The sequence below is a fragment of the Streptomyces sp. NPDC000880 genome (genome assembly GCF_053599675.1).
Genome location: NZ_JBSFMS010000039.1, coordinates 26,194 through 43,666 on the forward strand (window position 1 = coordinate 26,194; position 17,473 = coordinate 43,666).

Genomic DNA, 17,473 nt, shown 5'->3' on the forward strand with positions numbered 1-17,473 from the left:
CACAGAGTTGACACGGACAGCCCATGTGTCCAATTTACCTGAGTTCAGAGGAACTTGGCCTTGCCCGGGCCCTCTTCCACAAAGCTGCGCATCCCGCGCTCGCGGTCCTCTGTCGCGAACAGGCCCGCGAACCAGTTGCGTTCAATGGCGAGGCCCGTCTCGATGTCCGTCTCAAGACCCGCGTCGATGGACTCCTTGGCGGCGCGCAACGCCAGCGCGGGCCCCTGGGCGAGCCTCGCGGCCCACGCGCGGGCCTGCTCGTACACCTCGGCGGCCGGTACGACACGGTCCACCAGCCCCAGTTCGAGCGCCTCGTCCGCCTTCACCATGCGGCCGGTGAAAATCAGGTCCTTGGCCTTGGACGGGCCGATCAACCGCGACAGCCGCTGGGTGCCGCCGGCGCCGGGGATCAGACCCAGCAGGATCTCCGGCTGACCGAGCTTGGCGTTGTCCGCGGCGATCCGGAAGTCGGCGCAGAGCGCCAGTTCGCAGCCACCGCCGAGCGCATAGCCGGTGACGGCCGCGACGACTGGCTTGGGGATGCGGGCGACGGCGGTGAAGGACTCCTGGAGCGCCCGGGACCGCACGACCATCGCCGTGTGGTCCATCGCCTGCATCTCCTTGATGTCCGCGCCGGCCGCGAACACCTTCTCGCCGCCGTACAGGATCACGGCCCGTACGTCGTCCCGGCGGGCCGCCTCATCGGCGAGCTCGCGCAGCCGGTCCTGGACGGCGATGTCCAGCGCGTTCATCGGCGGGCGGTCGAGACGGATGGTGCCTACGCCTTCGGAGACCTCAAGGTTGACTGTCATGGACCGAGGTTAGCCCGCGTTAACGACCACGGACCCGGTGCTCTCCGTCACAGCACCAGGTCCGTTCTCGTCGTACAGGAGCTACTTGGTCCACTCGGCCCAGGACATGTTCCAGCCGTTCAGGCCGTTCTCCGGGGATATCTCCTTGTCCTTGGAGTTCTTCACGATCACCACGTCGCCGATGATCGAGCGGTCGAAGAACCAGGCCGCCGGAGTAGAGCTGTCACCGGCGCCGCGGGCGTCGCGCAGGCCCACGCAGCCGTGGCTGACATTCGCCGATCCGAAGGTCCCGGACGAGGCCCAGTAGTTGCCGTGGATGAAGGTGCCCGAGTTGGACAGGCGCATCGCGTGCGGCACGTCCTTGATGTCGTACTCACCGCCGAAGCCGACGGTGGCGCCGTTCATCCGGGTCACCTTGTACTTCTCGCTGATGACCATCCGGCCGTTGTACGTCGTGGTCGACGGCGCGCCCGCGGTGATCGGGACGTCCTTGATCTGCTTGCCGTCGCGTACGACCTTCATCCGGTGGGCCTTGGCGTCCACGGTGGAGACCTGGCTGCGGCCGATGGTGAACTTCACCGTCTTGGACTGCTTGCCGTACACGCCCGGGCGCCCCTCGACGCCGTCCAGGTTCAGCTTCACGGTCACCTTGGTGCCCGCGGCCCAGTACTTCTCGGGGCGGAAGTCGAGCCGGTCGTTGCCGAACCAGTGGCCCTCGACCGGCACCGACGGCTCGGCCGTCACCTTGATGGCCCTCTCGACGGCGCCGGGGTCGGTGATGCCACGGGTGAAGTTGATCGAGACCGGCATGCCGACGCCGACCGTCGAACCGTCCTCGGGGGTGTAGTGCCCGATGAAGGTGTTCTTCGGGACGAGCGTGGTGAAGCTGGTGTCCTTCGCCGACTCACGGCCGTCCGCGTCCTTGGCGACGGCGTGCACCTTGTACTTGGTGGAGCCGGCCAGATGCTGCAGCGGCTGCCAACTGGCGCCGTCCGCGGCGAGCTTGCCCTCGACCGGGGCGCCCTTGTCGTCCTGGACCGTGACCGTGGTCAGCTTGCCCTTGGCCGCGGTGACCTTCAGCGCGCCGCTGGTGGCGACCGCGCCGGCGCCGTCCTTGGGCGCTATGGTCACCACCGCCTGGGAGGCCGCGTTCCCGACCTTCCCGCCGTCCTTCTTGCCCTTGCCGCCGCTGTCCTTGTGGGAGTCCCCGCCCCCGCAGGCCGTGACCAGCACCAGCAATGCCCCCAGCACCAGAGCCCGCAGCGGGGCGCCCCCACGCCCGCGTCCCGCCCCGGCCGACGCCCCCGATATCGGCTGCCCGTTCAAAATGGTTTCTCCCCTCGCACGGCCTGGCCACGCCAAAGCCCGCACCCCCGCGCGCCTCACGCACGCACGGCGATAGATAATCACACCGTGGGTAGTTGATCCTGCCCACGAATGTCACCGTTCAGTCCCAACTTGTCCGGTGGGCTCATCTGAAACGGTGCGGGCCTTGCAGGTCAGCGGGGGTCAGCTCAGCGCGGAACCGGCCTTCCAGGTCTTCCAGTCCAGGTTCCAGCCGCCGAGGCCGTTGCTGGGGTCGACCTTCTTGTCACGCGAGTTGAAGACCTCGACCACATCGCCGATCAGCGTCCGGTCGAAGAACCAGCCGGCCGGGGTGTCCCCGCTGCCGCCCTTCACATCACGCAGTCCGACACAGCCGTGGGAGACGTTCGCCGAGCCGAACGTCTCCGGCGCGGCCCAGTAGTTGCCGTGCAGGAAGGTGCCAGAGGTGGTCAGCCGCAGCGCGTGCGGCACATCCTTGATGTCGTACTCGCCCTTGCCGTCCCGCTTCGTGAAGCCGACCGTCGCACCGTCCATCCGGGTCACGTCGAACATCTCCGTGACCACCATCTTTCCGTTGTACGTCGTCGACTTGGGCGCTCCCGCCGTGATCGGCACGGTCGCCAGAATCTCGCCGTCGCGCCGTACCTCCATGGTGTGCGCCGCCGCGTCGACGAGCGAGACCTGCGAACGGCCGATGGTGAAGGCGAGGGTCTTCTGCTGGATGCCGTACACCCCCGGCGCGGCCTCGACGTCGCGCAGCCGCAGCTCGACGGTGACCTTGGTGCCCGGCCTCCAGTAGTCGCGCGGACGGAAGTCGAGGCGCTCCTTGCCGAACCAGTGGCCCGCGATCTCGACCGGCGGATCCGAGCTGATGCGGATGGCGCGCTCGACGGACGCGCGGTTCTCGATCTCCCGGTTGAAGTCGAAGGAGACGATCATGCCGGTGCCGACGGTCGAGCGGTTCTCCGGCTTGAAGTAGCCGATGAAGCGACGCTCGGGGACCTGCGTGGTGAAGGTCGTGTGGCGCGCCGAGCGGCGGCCGTGCCCGTCCAGCGCGACCACGTCGACGCTGTACTTGGCGGCCAGGTCGAGGCGGGTGCCCGCGGCCGGCTTCCAGCTCAGGCCGTCCTCGGAGATCGCGCCGTGGACCTCGGTGGGCTGAGCGTCCTCGACCTGCGTCACCTTGACCCGCTCGAGCCGCCCGCTGGGCAGCCGCACCTCGAGGGGGCCTTCGGGGCCGACCCCCTTCGCGCCGTCCTCGGGGACAACTCGGATCGTGTCCTCGACCGACCGGGGCTTGCTGCCGATGTCCAGCTTCTCGCTGGTGCAGCCGGTCAGCCCGGCCATGAGTCCTGCCCATGTCAGGGCGACGGCCATGCCCTGCCCTGCCCGCTTCATTACGTGTCTCACGTACCGCCCAACGACCACCCCCCTCCAGGGGAAACGTGAGAGCAGGGCCATGTTGGGACAAGAGCAGCGCGGGCAGAACAGGTGGGAGGACCACGCGTGGGCTGCCGCGGCCGGGACGCCGTGAGCAGCCGCACTTCCCAGAGCCCTCCGGGCATGGGAAGTACCCCCAGCGGGGCCCGACGAGCCGCGGGAGGCCGGCAGGTGTCGAGCGCAGCCGAGCAGGAGACAGTGCAGGAGGGGGTGCGGGGCGACCTGCCCGGCACCCTTCCGGCGGCCGGGGCGGGCGGCCGCCACCGGGAGCCCGGAGCCCGCAGGCCATCGGTGTGGCCGGGGGCGCCGACGCCGCTCGGTGCCCGTTTCCGGGTCGGTCCGGACGGGGTGGCGGGGACCAACTTCGCGCTCTGGGCGGGCGGTGCGGAGGCGGTCGAGCTGTGTCTCTTCGACGACGGGGGCGATTCGGCCACGGAGACACGGCTGCCGCTGACCGAGCTGACGCATGAGATCTGGCACGGCTTCGTGCCCGGGATCGAGCCGGGTCAGCGGTACGGCTACCGGGTGCACGGCCGCTGGGACCCGTGGACGGGCGCCCGCTGGAATCCGGCGAAGCTGCTGCTCGATCCGTACGCACGCGCGGTGGACGGGGACTTCGACCTGCCAGCGGAGGTGTACGGACACGTACGGGACTGGCCGCAGCAGCATGTCGCGGACACCGTGCGCGACGACCGGGACTCGGCGCTCCATGTGCCCAAGGGCGTCGTCGTCCACGATGACGCCCCCGACGACGAATGGATGGACGACCGCAGGCCCAAGACGCCGTGGGCGGACTCGGTCATCTACGAACTGCATGTGCGTGGCTTCACCAAGCTCCATCCGGGGATCCCCGAAGAGCTGCGGGGCACCTACGCGGGGCTCGCGCACCCGGCGGCGATCGAGCATCTGGTGCGGCTCGGGGTGACGGCGGTCGAGCTGCTGCCGGTGCACCAGTACGCGCACGAGGACCATCTGCTGAAGCGGGGGCTGCGCAACTACTGGGGCTACAACTCCGTCGGTTACTTCGCGCCGCATGCCGGATACTCGGCGAGCGGGACGCGGGGGGAGCAGGTCGGCGAGTTCAAACGGATGGTGCGCGCACTGCACGCCGCAGGCATCGAGGTCATCCTCGATGTGGTCTACAACCACACCGCGGAAGCGGGTGAGCTGGGCCCGACGCTGTCGCTGCGCGGGATCGACAACCGCGGCTACTACCGCCTCCAGTCGGACGCCCGGACGTACGCCGACTACACCGGGTGCGGCAATACGTTGCATGTGGTGCAGCCACATGTGCTCCGGCTGATCACCGATTCGCTGCGCTACTGGGTGACCGAGATGGGCGTCGACGGCTTCCGCTTCGACCTGGCCGCGGCGCTGGCGCGCTCCATGCACGACGTCGACATGCTCTCCCCCTTCCTCGCGGTGATCGCCCAGGACCCGGTGCTGCGGCGGGTCAAGCTGATCGCCGAGCCGTGGGACGTCGGCAACGGCGGCTACCAGGTGGGCGCGTTCCCGCCGCTGTGGACGGAGTGGAACGACCGGTACCGCGACGCCGTACGGGACTTCTGGCGCGGCGCGCTGCCCGACGTACGAGATCTGGGATATCGGCTCTCCGGGTCCAGCGACCTGTACGCGTGGGGCGGGCGGCGGCCGTACGCCTCCATCAACTTCGTCACCGCGCACGACGGGTTCACCCTGCGGGACCTGGTCAGTTACGAGCAGAAGCACAACGAGGCCAACGGGGAGGGCAACCGGGACGGCACGAACGACAACCGGTCCTGGAACTGCGGCGCGGAGGGCGAGACCGACGATCCGCGCATCAACGCGCTGCGGCGTCGGCAGCTGCGGAATCTGCTGACCACCCTGCTGGTGTCCACGGGTGTGCCGATGTTGGTCGCGGGCGACGAGATGGGCCGTACGCAGGGCGGCAGCAACAACGCCTACTGCCAGGACAACGAGGTCAGCTGGCTGGACTGGTCGCTGCTCGAGGCACCGGGATCGCGGGGCCTGCTGGAGCTGACCACCCGACTGCTGGCCCTGCGCAACACCCACCCGGTGCTGCGCCGCCGCGCGTTCTTCTCGGGCCGAGCCCGGGCGGCGGACGGACTGCGCGACCTCGCCTGGTTCACCCCGCACGGCACGGAGATGACGGAACGGGACTGGTACGCCCCGGCGTCGACGCTGGCGCTCTATCTCTCGGGCCGCGACATACCGGGACGTGACGCGCGTGGAGCGGAGGTGACGGACGACAGCTTCCTGACTGTCCTGCACGGGGCGGACCGGCCGACGAGCTTCCAGCTGCCGGGCCCGCCGTGGGCGCAGTCGTACGAGCTGGTGGTCGACACCTCGCGGGAGGACCAGGAGACGGCGCCGGGGACGGTGCACGCGGGCGGGGAGACGGTGACGGTGCCGGCGAGGTCGATGCTGCTGCTGCGGGTCACGGGGTAGAGCTGTCAGCGGCGGGCTCGGTGCTGCGGCTGCGGTGCAGCCAAAATCGGATGAGCGCTGTCAGTGGTCAACCGTAGGCTCACGCCTGATGCCCGAAACACATGCAGCTGCCAAGGACCGGTCCGCCGTACGTTCGCTGTTACGGCTGTGGCCGTATGTACGCCCCGTCCGAACTCGCTTGTTCAGTGCGGCATTTGTCGCCATCGTGGGCTCGTGTCTGGGCCTGGTCATCCCGCTCGTACTGAAGTGGATCGTCGACGGTCCGGTCGCCGAGCGGGACCCCGGCGGGGTCTGGCTCGGGGCGCTGGCCCTGCTGTTGCTGGGGTTCGCGGAGGCGTTGCTCTTCGGGCTCCGGCGGTGGCTGGTGGCCCGGCCGCTGGCGGGGGTGGAGGCGGCGATGCGGGCCGACCTCTACCGGCATCTGCAGCGGCTGCCGGTGGCCTTCCACGACCGGTGGGCGTCGGGCCAGTTGCTCTCGCGCGGCACGACGGATCTGATGCTCCTGCGGATGTTCCTGGCGTTCCCGCTGACCTTTCTGCTGGTCAACGGGGTGACGATTCTGGTCGGGTATGTGATTCTGCTGGGCCAGCAGTGGACGCTGGGTCTGGTGCTGCTCGCGCCGATCGTGCCGCTGGTGATTCTCTGCTCGCTGTTCGAGTCGCGGTACGCGGTCGTCGCGCGGCGGGCGCAGGACCAGGTCGGCGATCTGACGACGGTCGTCGAGGAGAGCGTGCTCGGCATCCGCATCGTCAAGGGCTTCGGACGCCACCGCAGCCAGGCGCTCGCCTTCCGCGAACTGTCGGAGCGGCTGCGCGGCACGGAGCTGGGCAAGGCGCGGCTGCTGGCGGGGATCTGGGCGCTGATCACGACGATCCCCGAGGTGGCGATCGGCGCGGCTCTGGTGCTCGGCACGGTCCAGGTCGCGGACGGCGGCCTGTCGACGGGCACGCTGGTGGCGTTCTTGGCGACGGCGCTGGCGCTGCGGTGGCCGGTGGAGTCGATCGGCTTTCTGCTGGCGATGAGTCAGGAGGCGGCGACGGCAACGGAACGGTACTTCGAGGTGATGGACGCGGCACCGGAGTCGGACGGGGTGCTTGTGGCCGAGGCGGCGGCCGGGGGTGAGGACGGGCTGCGGTTCGAGGCCGTCGAATTCCGCTACCCGGACGCGCCCACCGGCACACCGCCCGTGCTCGCCCGCATCGATCTGCGCGTGCGGCCCGGCGAGACCATGGCCCTCGTCGGCGGGACCGGCTCCGGGAAGACGACGCTCACCGCGCTCGTACCGCGGCTGCACGAAGTGAGTGCCGGGCGGATCACGCTGGACGGGGAGGACATCGCCGCGATGCCGCGGGAGCGGCTGCGACAGCTGGTGTCGGTGGCGTTCGAGGAGCCGACGCTCTTCTCGGCGAGCGTCGGCGAGAACGTCCTGATGGGCGCGGAGGGCGCGGGCGAGGGGGAGTTGGGCCGGGCCCTGGACATCGCGCAGGCCGGTTTCGTGCGTGCCCTGCCGTACGGCGCGGACACCCAGGTCGGCGAACAGGGCCTCAGCCTGTCCGGCGGCCAGCGCCAACGCCTCGCCCTGGCCCGGGCGGTGGTCGGCCGCCCGCGCTTCCTGGTACTCGACGACCCGCTGTCGGCGCTGGACGTCCACACGGAGGCCCTGGTGGAGGCGGCCCTGCGGAGGGTGCTGGAAGGCACGACGGCTCTGGTGGTGGCGCACCGCCCGTCGACGGTGATGCTGGCGGACCGGGTGGCGCTGCTGTCGGGCGGCCGGATCGCGGCGGTGGGCACCCATCGGGAACTGCTGCGTACGAATACGGAGTACGCCTGGCTGATGTCGGGGTCGGAGCCGCCGGACGGTGAGTGGGCGCGCGAGGCCGGACCCGAGGTGGGGGCCGGTGGGTCGACAGGCGCCGGGGCCGCCCGGGCTGCGTGGGCGGCAGCGGCGGCCGCCACCGAGGAGACCACCGCCGGGCGAGCGCACGGCCCGGACGGGGCCGACGGGGCGCTCGCTGGCCGGGGGCCCGGGGACGTGCCTTCCCATGGTGCGGCCCAACCACCCCCCGCCTCCTCGTCCGGCCACGCTGAAGGGAGTCCCCGATGACCACGACCACCACCTCGGCCGCCCCCGGTGGCGTCCAGGGCGGGGACGACCCCTTCGACCGGGATGCCCTGCCCGCGCCCCAAGGAGCGACCGGTGCGCTGCTGCGGTCTCTCCTCGCGGCCCGACGCGCACGCGTCGTCCGGGCCGCGCTCCTCCTGCTGCTCCAGCAGGCCGCCGTCCAGGCGGGGCCTCTCCTCGTCGCGTACGCCATCGACCGCGGCGCACCCGCCTTCCGGCGGCACGACTACGGTCCGCTCATCGCCGTCGCCGGCGGGTACGCCGTGTGCGCGCTCGGCGCCGGCCTGCTCCAGTACTCCTTCATCCGCACCTCCGCCCGCGTCAACCAGGACGTCCTCCTCGACCTGCGCGGCCGGATCTTCCGCCACGCCCAGGCCCTGAGCGTCGACTTCCACGAGCGCTACACCTCCGGCCGGTTGATCTCCCGCTCGACCACCGACGTGGAGTCCCTGCGGGAGCTGCTCAGCGAAGGGCTCCAGGAGCTGATCACGGTCGTCCTCGCCTTCGTCTACATCTCGGCCATGCTGCTCTGGCTGGACCTCCGAATCGGCGCACTCGCCGTGCTCTCGTTCGTACCGCTGTATCTGCTCGTACGCCGCTACCAGCGGCGCGCCAAGGCCGTCTACAGCATCCGCTCCACGGCGATCGCCGCCGTCATCGTGAAGTTCGCGGAGACGATGAACGGAATCCGGCCGGTGCGGGCCTTTCGCAGGGAGCACGCCAACAACGCGGAGTTCCGGGTCCTCAACCACCGGCATGAGCGCAGCAACGGCGACGTGCTGCTGGAGATGGCCCGCTATGTCGTCGGCTCGCGGCTCGTCGCCAATGTCGCCGTCGCGGGGATCGTGCTGTGGGGCGCGTACCGCGTCGCCTCCGGCACCCTCGCGCTCGGCGTGCTGGCCGCCGCCGTGCTGTATCTGCGGCGGCTGTACGACCCGATCGACCGGCTCGGTATGTTCCTCAACTCCTACCAGTCCGCGGCCGCCTCGCTCGAGAAGATCGCTGGTCTGCTGGCCCAGACGCCGTCCGTCCCGGAGGCGCGGGACCCCAAGGAGCTGCCCGCCCCGCACGGCGACCACCCGGGCCGCGAGGTCGTCTTCGAGGGCGTCCGCTTCGCCTACCGCACCGGCGGCGAGGTGCTGCCCCGCTTCGACCTGACTATCCCGGCCGGCCAGACGATCGCCGTCGTCGGCTCGACCGGCGCGGGCAAGTCCACGCTGGCCAAGCTGCTGGCCCGCTTCTACGACCCCACCGAGGGCCGGGTCCTCCTCGACGGCGTCGAGTTGCGCGAACTGGCCACGCCCGAACTGCGGCGCGGGGTCGTGATGGTGACGCAGGAGGCGTTCCTGTTCTCCGGGACGGTCGCGGAGAACATCGCGATCGGAAGGCCGGACGCTTCGCGTGCCGAGATCGAGCGTGCCGCGAAAGCGATCGGCGCGCACGATTTCATCAGCGGCCTGCCGGACGGCTACGACACCGACGTACGCAAACGGGGCGGCCGCATCTCGGCCGGCCAGCGCCAACTGGTCGCATTCGCTCGGGCCCTGCTCGCCGACCCGGCAGTGCTGATCCTCGACGAGGCGACGAGCTCGCTCGACATCCCGGGCGAACGGGCGGTGCAGCGTGCGATGGACACGGTGCTGCACGGGCGTACGGCTGTCGTGATCGCGCACCGGTTGTCGACGGTGGAGATCGCGGACCGGGTGCTGGTGATGGAACACGGGCAGATCGTGGAGGACGGGTCGCCGTCCGAACTCATCGGTGGGGAAGGGCGGTTCGCGGATCTGCACCGCGCGTGGCGGGACAGCCTGGTCTGACGTTTTCCAAACTGCCGGATCCGGGGCGGCCGCTCAGCCAAGGGCGCGGTCGAGGTTGAACGCGGCGCTGATCAGCGAGAGGTGGGTGAACGCCTGTGGGAAGTTGCCGAGCTGTTCGCCGGTCAGTCCGATTTCCTCGGCGTACAGGCCGACGTGGTTGGCGTAGGTAAGCATCTTCTCGAAGGCCAGCCGGGCCTCCTCCATCCGTCCGGCGCGGGCCAGCGCCTCGACGTACCAGAAGGAGCAGATCGAGAATGTGCCCTCGGCCCCCCGGAGGCCGTCCGGGCTGGCTTCGGAGTCGTAGCGGTAGACCAACGAGTCAGAGACCAGGTCGGCGGTGAGCGCGTCCAGGGTCGAGAGCCATTTGGGGTCGGTGGGTGAGATGAATTTGGCCATCGGCATCATCAGCACAGAGGCGTCGAGTACGTCGGCGTCGAGGTGCTGAACGAACGCCCCTCGTTCAGGGCTCCAGCCGCGTTGCATGATCTGCCGGTAGATCTCATCACGGCTCTGCCGCCACCGGCGGAGGTCCGCGGGCAGGCCGCGCCGGTTCGCCATCCGGATGGCCCGTTCTATCGCCACCCAGGACATCAGCCGCGAATACAGAAAGTTCCTGCGTCCCCCGCGCGTTTCCCACACGCCGTCGTCGGGCTGGTCCCAGTGGTCGCAGAGCCAGTCCACCAGTACACCGATCTCCTCCCACCGATCGCTGCTGATGGGTTGTCCCCACTTGTCGTACAGATACACGGAGTCGATGAGCGCTCCGTAGATGTCCAGCTGGAGCTGGCCGGTGGCGGCATTTCCCACCCGCACCGGGGCGGACCCCAGGTAGCCCTCGAGGTAGGGCAGCTCACGCTCGGGCAGCTCGCTGCGCCCGTCGATTCCGTACATGATCTGCAGCGGACCCGCGGGGCCGCTGCCACGCATGATGCCCCGCTCGGACAGGAAGCGCATGAACGCCTCGGCCTCTGAGGTGAAGCCCAGCCTGAGCATGGCGTAGACACAGAAGGCGGCGTCACGGACCCACACGAACCGGTAGTCCCAGTTGCGCTCGCCGCCGACCTGCTCGGGCAGGCTGGTCGTCGGGGCAGCCACGATCGCACCGGTCGGCGCGTAGGTGAGCAGCTTCAGCACGAGCGCGGAGCGGTGCACCATCTCCCGCCACCGTCCGTGGTAGCGCGAGCGGGCCAGCCAGTCGCGCCAGAACCTGACTGTCGTCTCGAACTGGTCCTCCGCCTCGGCCTCGGGACAGGCTCGCGGGATGACGTCATCACTGACCTGGTCAAGGGCGAACACCGCGGACTCGCCTTCGAGGAGCTTGAAGCGCGATCGCACGTCCAGGCCGTCGCATTCCAGTGGCGCGGTGGCGGTCAGCGCCAACGACAGGCTCTCGGACCGGAACCTTGCGATGTTGCCGTTGCCCTGCAGCTGCGCGGAATGCGGTTCGGCCCCGTAGCCGAAGCGGGGAGCCACCCGCGCCGTGAACGGAAGCGATCCCCGAACGCAGATCACCCGCCGGATCAGCCGGTGCCGGGCCGCCGCGCCCGAGTCGTCGTTGACCGGCATGAAGTCCTGGATCTCGGCCACCCCGTCGGAGGCGAAGAACCGCGTGATGAGAACGTTGGTGTCGGGAAAGTAGAACTGCCGCGTTCGCGTCGGCACGTCGGCGGCCAGCTCGAACGATCCGCCCCGGTTCGTGTCCAGAATGGAGGCGAAGACGCTCGGCGAGTCAAAGCGCGGGCAGCAGTACCAATCGATGGTGCCATTGGTGCCCACGAGCGCCGCAGTGTGAAGATCGCCGATAAGGCCGTGCTCGGCGATCGGCAGATAGGGCGAGAAGCCCTCTCGTCCGAATCCGGCGTTCCCCATACCGGCCTCCCTGCGACCGCAAAGCGCACAGTGCCTTGCCTGCACGTGATAGGGATCCTGCGCACAAACGGTCCCCGGAAATTTCTGATCAACCCATTACGCGTTTCTCAGAAGCCGCCGGGGACCTGACCGGTGCCCGACAGGTACTCCACAAGGGAGTCCTGTCGTGGTTGACCGGTCCTGTTTACAACGATTACTCCGTTTTGCGGGCGCGGTCAAGGGGGTCAGCGGACTACCCAGCGGCGGCCGGCTGCGGGGGAAGCTCGAAGCGCAGCAGTGCCCCGGCCTGGTGCGTGCGCAGCTCCGTCTCCACCCCGATGTGCCGGACCTCGCCGCCGTCGTCGATGACGGCCTCGGTCAGTTCGTCGATGATGTCGGGGACCTCGCGCAGCGGCTCCCCGCACAGCGGACAGGTCTTTCCCGAGCGCGCGAGCAGCCCGTCCTGGTCGCAGACGACGCCTGGGACGACCGCCTCCTCGTCCGCCGCCAGCGTCCGGATCGCGGCCAGCGACGCCGCCCACAGCGTCTCGTCGAGCCCGACGGCGCTGGGCAGCCGGGCAGCTTTGGCTTCGAGGATCTCGCCGACGAGCCGTCGTTGCTCCTGGTGTGCGTGGTCCAGGGCGAGCTCCTGCACCTTCTGCCTGATGTCCGCGGGTGTTGCGGTCTCGCGGTCGATGGTGAAGCTGCCGACGAGCCGGTCCCGCAGTTCGCGGGGGAGAAATTCGATGAAGACCGGTACTTCATAGGGGTGGCCGCCGACGACGAGCAGGTCGAAGCTCCCGGTCCCGAACAGCTGCTTCAGCTCGCCGATGAGCCGCCGGTAGTGCCGTTTGCTCAGCTCGTCGGCCTTGTTGCGGACCCGGTCCTCGGCGAGCCCCGCGGCGTAGTTGGGCTTGCGCAGCGTACGGTCGCGGATCGCCTCCAGCTCCCGGGCCTCGTCCAGGTAGTGCTCCCATACCTGGCCGGTCCCCTTGTCCACGATGACCGCGCAGGTGCGGTAGTACTCGTCGAGCACGCCCAGCATCGGACGGACGTACGGATCGGCGTTCACCACGATGCGTTCACGGGTTCTTCGCGGCAGCCACAATTCCTCGTAGACGCCGTTGCCGCTGCAGGAGAAGACGGCGACAGCGCCCGGTCTGTGGGGCTCCTCCTCGATCGATTTCTCGATCTTCGCGATGTCCTCGCGGAGCGAGAGACGTGCGGCGTGCTCAAGTGAGCGGTCCTCCGCGAGCGGCCGGATGAGGTCCAGCAGGCTCGCCACCCGGGTCATGAACGCGCGTCGGCCCGTCCTGCCCGGTTCCGCGGGGACGTAGAGAGAGACAAACGGAAGTCCGTTCCCGTCCAGCCGGAGAATTCGATCGACCTGTTCTTGCGTAATCATCGCCGCTCCCTCGCCGCTCCTGGCCGCTCCGTGAGCCTCGCTCCGCCCCGTTCCAGGTAACGCGGTGGGCGCGGGAGCGGCAACCGCAGCGTGACTCAGTACGGTCACCCCGGGGCTGCCCGCGCCGGGCAGGTCAGGCACTCATGCCTTTGGGGAGCGCGAACTCATGGGGCCGAGTCGCGCGCCGCCAGACCAGGGTGGCCAGCGCCATGACGAAGATCAGCCCGGCCAGGATGACGAGCTCGATTCCCTGGGGATTCCACTTGAACGACCGCTCGGCCTCGGCGGTGACGATGAGAACCTTGCGGACTCCCGCGATCAGGCCCACGACGAGGAAGGGTTCCGCGTCCAGTGTCCGGTTCCTGATGGTGAGGCGGACCGTGTGGAGAAGCTCGGCCACGATGAACAGCACAAGGCTGTTGTCCAGCGTGGAGAGCATGATCGTCGCCTCGTCATAGGGCCCTTTCAGGGCGTCGACGAGGTCGCTCGACACCCACCAGCAAAACGCCCCAGGAGCGTTCACGCTCGAGTTCAGCCGCCGACCGGGCGGAACGGCAGATGGGCGGCGAGCAGGCACCCCGATCAGCGGGCGCACGGCCACGCTCCTGCGCATGGTCGCCGCGGCGGCACCGCACATCTCCCACGCGTGGATCCTTGCCGAGTCGGGCCGCAAGCACACGCTGGGCGTGCCACTGGCAACGGCCGACGGCGAGTTGCGCGCCGTGGCCGACCCTTCAGCTCCTCCGACTCGGCGGACCACGTACAGGCGACGTACACGGTCAATGCCTCGTCCGAGGTCGCCAACGGCACCTGGAAGCTGCGCGTCCAGGACAAGGCGGCGCAGGACGTCGGCTACATCAACAGCTTCAAGCTCACCTTCTGAGCCCTGTCGCAAGCCTTGTCGCAAGCCTTGTCGCAAGCAGCAAAAAGGGCGGCGTGGTGGCGCACCGCACCACCACGCCGCCCTCCCTTCCTCAGCGCATCAGCACTCCCGCACCCTCCCCCGTCGCCTCCGTAGGCAGCGCCACCAGACCCAGGTCCGCGCCGGCCGCGAGCAGCGGGTGGGTCGGCAGAATGCGGACCGTGTAGCCGAACGGGCCCGTGCGGTCCAGGCAGAGCGGCCCCTCGTAGACCCAGCGGCCCTCCAGGTCCGGGCCGCCCGCCGGCTTCAGCGGGGAGGTCTGGGCGTCGGCGATCGCGTCGTCGGAGTCGACGCGGCCGGCCACCGCCTGCACCTCCACGTCGTCCGGCTGTAGTTCGCCGAGGGCGACCCGCACCCGCAGGGCGAGCGTGGCGCCCAGCTCCGCCGTGCCCTCGGCCGCGGCCTCCGCCGCGGCCTCGAGGGACTCCACATGGTCGACGGCCACCTGGGGCCAGGCCCCCCGCACCCGCGCCTTCCAGGCCGCCAGTTCTCGTGCCGCGTCCGCGTCCATTGCCCGGTGGGCGCGGGCGGCGGGGGCGTACAACCGCTCCACGTACTCCCGCACCATGCGGCCCGCGAGCACCTTGGGGCCGAGCGTGGTCAGCGTGCGGCGGACCATCTCGATCCAGCGCTGCGGCAGCCCGCCGGCGCCCCGGTCGTAGAAGCGGGGCGCCACCCGGTTCTCGATCAGCTCGTACAGCGCGCCCGCCTCCAGCTCGTCACGGCGGTCCTCGTCGGTCGCCGAGCCGTCGGCCGTCGGAATCGCCCAGCCGAAGTCCGGATCGAACCACTCGTCCCACCAGCCGTCCAGTACGGACAGATTGAGGCAGCCGTTGAGCGCGGCCTTCATCCCGCTCGTCCCGCACGCCTCCAGTGGGCGGAGAGGGTTGTTGAGCCAGACGTCGCAGCCGGGATACAGCTTCTGCGCCATCGCCATGCCGTAGTCCGGCAGGAAGACGATCCGGTGCCGCACCCGCGGATCGTCCGCGAACCGCACCAGTTCCTGTACGAGACGCTTGCCGCCGTCGTCCGCCGGGTGCGCCTTGCCCGCGACGACGATCTGGACCGGCCTGGTCGGATGCAGCAGCAGCTCCATCAGCCGGTCGCGGTCCCGCAGCATCAGGGTGAGCCGCTTGTACGAGGGGACCCGGCGGGCGAAGCCGATGGTGAGCACGTCGGGGTCCAGCACCCCGTCGATCCAGCCCAGTTCCGCGGCGCCCGCACCGCGCTGCCGCCAGGAGGCCCGCAGCCGCTCCCGTACCTCCATGACCAGCTGTTCGCGCAGCTCGCGGCGGAGCTCCCAGATGTCGTCGTCCGGGATGTCGGCGACGGAGTCCCAGCGTTCGGAGCCGCCGACGGACAGGGCGTCCTCGGCGCGGCTCGTGCCGATCTGGCGCGCGCCGAGCCGGAACACCTCGGGGGCCACCCAGGTCGGCGCGTGCACACCGTTGGTGACGGAGGTGATGGGCACCTCGTCGGCGTCGAAGCCGGGCCACAGCCCGGCGAACATGCCGCGGCTGACGGCACCGTGCAGGGTGGAGACTCCGTTGGCGCGCTGGGCGAGCCGCAGCCCCATCACCGCCATGTTGAACAGGTTGGCCTCGCCGCCCGGATAGGTCTCCATGCCGAGCTGGAGCACCTTCTCGACCGGCACTCCGGGCAGTTCCCCGCGGTCCCCGAAGTGCCGGGCGACGAGCTCGCGGTCGAAACGGTCGATCCCGGCGGGGACCGGGGTGTGGGTGGTGAACACGGTACCGGCGCGCACGGCCTCCAGCGCGGAGTCGAAGTCCAGAGACTGGCCGCCGCTTTCGGGGGGTTCCCCCAGTTCGCGGATGCGCTCCAGGCCGAGGAAGCCGGCATGTCCCTCGTTGGTGTGGAACACCTCGGGGGCCTGATGGCCGGTCAGCCGGCAGTACGTTCGCACCGCCCGTACGCCCCCGATCCCCAGCAGCATCTCCTGAAGCAGCCGGTGCTCGCTGCCGCCGCCGTACAGCCGGTCGGTGACGTCGCGCTCGCCGGGACCGTTCTCCTCGACGTCCGAGTCGAGCATCAGCAGTGGTACGCGGCCGACCTGCGCCACCCAGATGTGGGCGTGCAGGGAGCGCCCGCCGGGGAGCGCGAGAGATACCCGGGCGGGTGTCCCTTCGGGCTCCCGCAGCAGGCTGACCGGCAGTTCGTTGGGGTCGAGGAGGGGGTAGTGCTCCTGCTGCCAGCCGTCGCGGGACAGCGACTGGCGGAAGTAGCCGTGGCGGTAGAGCAGCCCGACGCCGATCAGCGGTACACCGAGGTCGCTCGCGGCCTTGAGGTGGTCGCCGGCGAGGATGCCGAGGCCGCCGGAGTACTGGGGAAGTGCGGCGGTGACGCCGAACTCGGGCGAGAAGTAGGCGACCGCCGCCGGGAATTCGGGCCCGCTGGGGCCGCTGCCCGCGGCGGTGCCGCTGTGTGCCTGGTACCACCTGCGCCCGTACAGGTAGTCGTCCAGGTCATCGGCGACGGCTGCCAGTCTGCGCAGAAAGCGGCGGTCCTGGGCCAGCTCTGCCAGCCGGGCGGCGGACGCGGACCCGAGCAGCCGCACGGGATCACCTCCTGCCGCCTGCCACCCCTCGGGGTCGACAGACTGGAAGAGGTCACGGGTCTCGGTGTGCCAGGACCAGCGCAGATTGCGCGCGAGGTCGCTGAGCGGTCGGAGCGGTTCGGGGAGGACGGGGCGGACGGTGAATCGACGAATGGCCTTCACGGGTCCCACCTTCGCAGGGGAGGTACACATCCGAGGGGACGCACGACGGTGTGCGCCTTTCCGTCACCCCCAGACGGTAGTGCCGGCCCCGCCTCCGCAACCACGGCGCACGGCCGTCCGGCCGATGCCCGCCGGGGCATTCGGCGTGGCGTACGCGCCGCCGGACCGCAGGGAGAACCCTGGTTGACGGTCTGCGGGTCGAACGCCCCGGTGGCCGCGTACCGGGCGGCGATCTCGGCCAGTTCCCACGAGGGATCACCTCGTGGATGCCGGTGAAGCCGCCGGGGGCCCGTGCCGCATCCCCGGGGGACGGCTCCCGGACCCCCAGCGGAGACCCGATCGCGCCCCGCGAAGTCCTTGTGCACCCGCCTACGCCCTAGTAGTTAACAATCCACCGGATTGCCCACCCGAACCCTGTGGGAAGGCTCATTCGGTACGCAGGCACCTCCGCACCCCTCTCAACATTCTTTCCGCCCACCCGAGTGAACGCGGACAGGAGCGGCCATGCCCGGAGCACGCCAGCCGTCGACCGAGCGGCTACAAAGAAGCACCCGTATCCCTAAAACGGCACAACCCGCACAATCCGCCCTGCCCGC

General features: G+C 70.0%; 11 protein-coding genes. 4 read left to right on the plus strand and 7 right to left on the minus strand.

From position 1 onward, the window contains the following. Positions 1-44 precede the first annotated feature (44 nt). The 3 genes from ACWDO5_RS15680 to ACWDO5_RS15690 form a co-directional block, all read right to left on the minus strand. Positions 45-812, minus strand: coding sequence for an enoyl-CoA hydratase/isomerase family protein (locus ACWDO5_RS15680; RefSeq protein WP_450530825.1), 768 nt, complete (start codon positions 810-812; stop codon positions 45-47). Positions 813-893: 81 nt separating this feature from the next. Next, positions 894-2,138 (minus strand): L,D-transpeptidase, encoded by a 1,245-nt coding sequence (locus ACWDO5_RS15685; protein WP_450530826.1) that lies wholly within the window; start codon positions 2,136-2,138, stop codon positions 894-896. A gap of 183 nt (positions 2,139-2,321) precedes the next feature. Continuing rightward, entirely contained in the window at positions 2,322-3,548 is a 1,227-nt protein-coding gene (locus ACWDO5_RS15690) for an Ig-like domain-containing protein (RefSeq protein WP_450530827.1), read from the minus strand. A 201-nt stretch (positions 3,549-3,749) separates the two neighbouring features. Between ACWDO5_RS15690 and glgX the strand changes: the two genes are divergently transcribed. The 3 genes from glgX to ACWDO5_RS15705 all read left to right on the plus strand — a co-directional run bounded on the left by glgX (position 3,750) and on the right by ACWDO5_RS15705 (position 9,965). Beyond that, positions 3,750-6,026 (plus strand): glycogen debranching protein GlgX, encoded by a 2,277-nt coding sequence (glgX, locus tag ACWDO5_RS15695; protein ID WP_450530828.1) that lies wholly within the window; start codon positions 3,750-3,752, stop codon positions 6,024-6,026. An 88-nt stretch (positions 6,027-6,114) separates the two neighbouring features. Continuing rightward, positions 6,115-8,130: an ABC transporter ATP-binding protein gene (locus ACWDO5_RS15700; RefSeq protein WP_450530829.1), complete on the plus strand. Its 2,016-nt coding sequence runs from the start codon at positions 6,115-6,117 to the stop codon at positions 8,128-8,130. Further along, on the plus strand, positions 8,127-9,965 hold the full coding sequence (locus ACWDO5_RS15705; RefSeq protein WP_450530830.1) for an ABC transporter ATP-binding protein: 1,839 nt from the start codon (positions 8,127-8,129) through the stop codon (positions 9,963-9,965). Before ACWDO5_RS15700 ends, ACWDO5_RS15705 begins: the two co-directional genes overlap by 4 nt. A gap of 33 nt (positions 9,966-9,998) precedes the next feature. Here the strand turns inward: ACWDO5_RS15705 and ACWDO5_RS15710 are convergent, their stop codons facing one another. From ACWDO5_RS15710 to ACWDO5_RS15720, 3 genes are all read right to left on the minus strand, one after another. Beyond that, entirely contained in the window at positions 9,999-11,834 is a 1,836-nt protein-coding gene (locus ACWDO5_RS15710; RefSeq protein ID WP_450530831.1) for a glycoside hydrolase family 15 protein, read from the minus strand. 232 nt (positions 11,835-12,066) lie between these two features. Then, a complete protein-coding gene (locus ACWDO5_RS15715; protein WP_450530832.1) occupies positions 12,067-13,218 on the minus strand; it encodes a baeRF10 domain-containing protein in 1,152 nt (383 codons plus the stop codon). 133 nt (positions 13,219-13,351) lie between these two features. Further along, on the minus strand, positions 13,352-13,711 hold the full coding sequence (locus ACWDO5_RS15720) for a phosphate-starvation-inducible PsiE family protein (RefSeq protein WP_450530833.1): 360 nt from the start codon (positions 13,709-13,711) through the stop codon (positions 13,352-13,354). A 153-nt stretch (positions 13,712-13,864) separates the two neighbouring features. Here ACWDO5_RS15720 and ACWDO5_RS15725 point away from each other — a divergent pair, with 153 nt between their 5' ends. Next, entirely contained in the window at positions 13,865-14,101 is a 237-nt protein-coding gene (locus ACWDO5_RS15725; RefSeq protein ID WP_450530834.1) for a proprotein convertase P-domain-containing protein, read from the plus strand. 91 nt (positions 14,102-14,192) lie between these two features. On the opposite strand, the gene glgP is transcribed toward ACWDO5_RS15725, so the two are convergent. Then, on the minus strand, positions 14,193-16,877 hold the full coding sequence (glgP, locus tag ACWDO5_RS15730; RefSeq protein ID WP_450530835.1) for an alpha-glucan family phosphorylase: 2,685 nt from the start codon (positions 16,875-16,877) through the stop codon (positions 14,193-14,195). Positions 16,878-17,473: the final 596 nt, after the last annotated feature.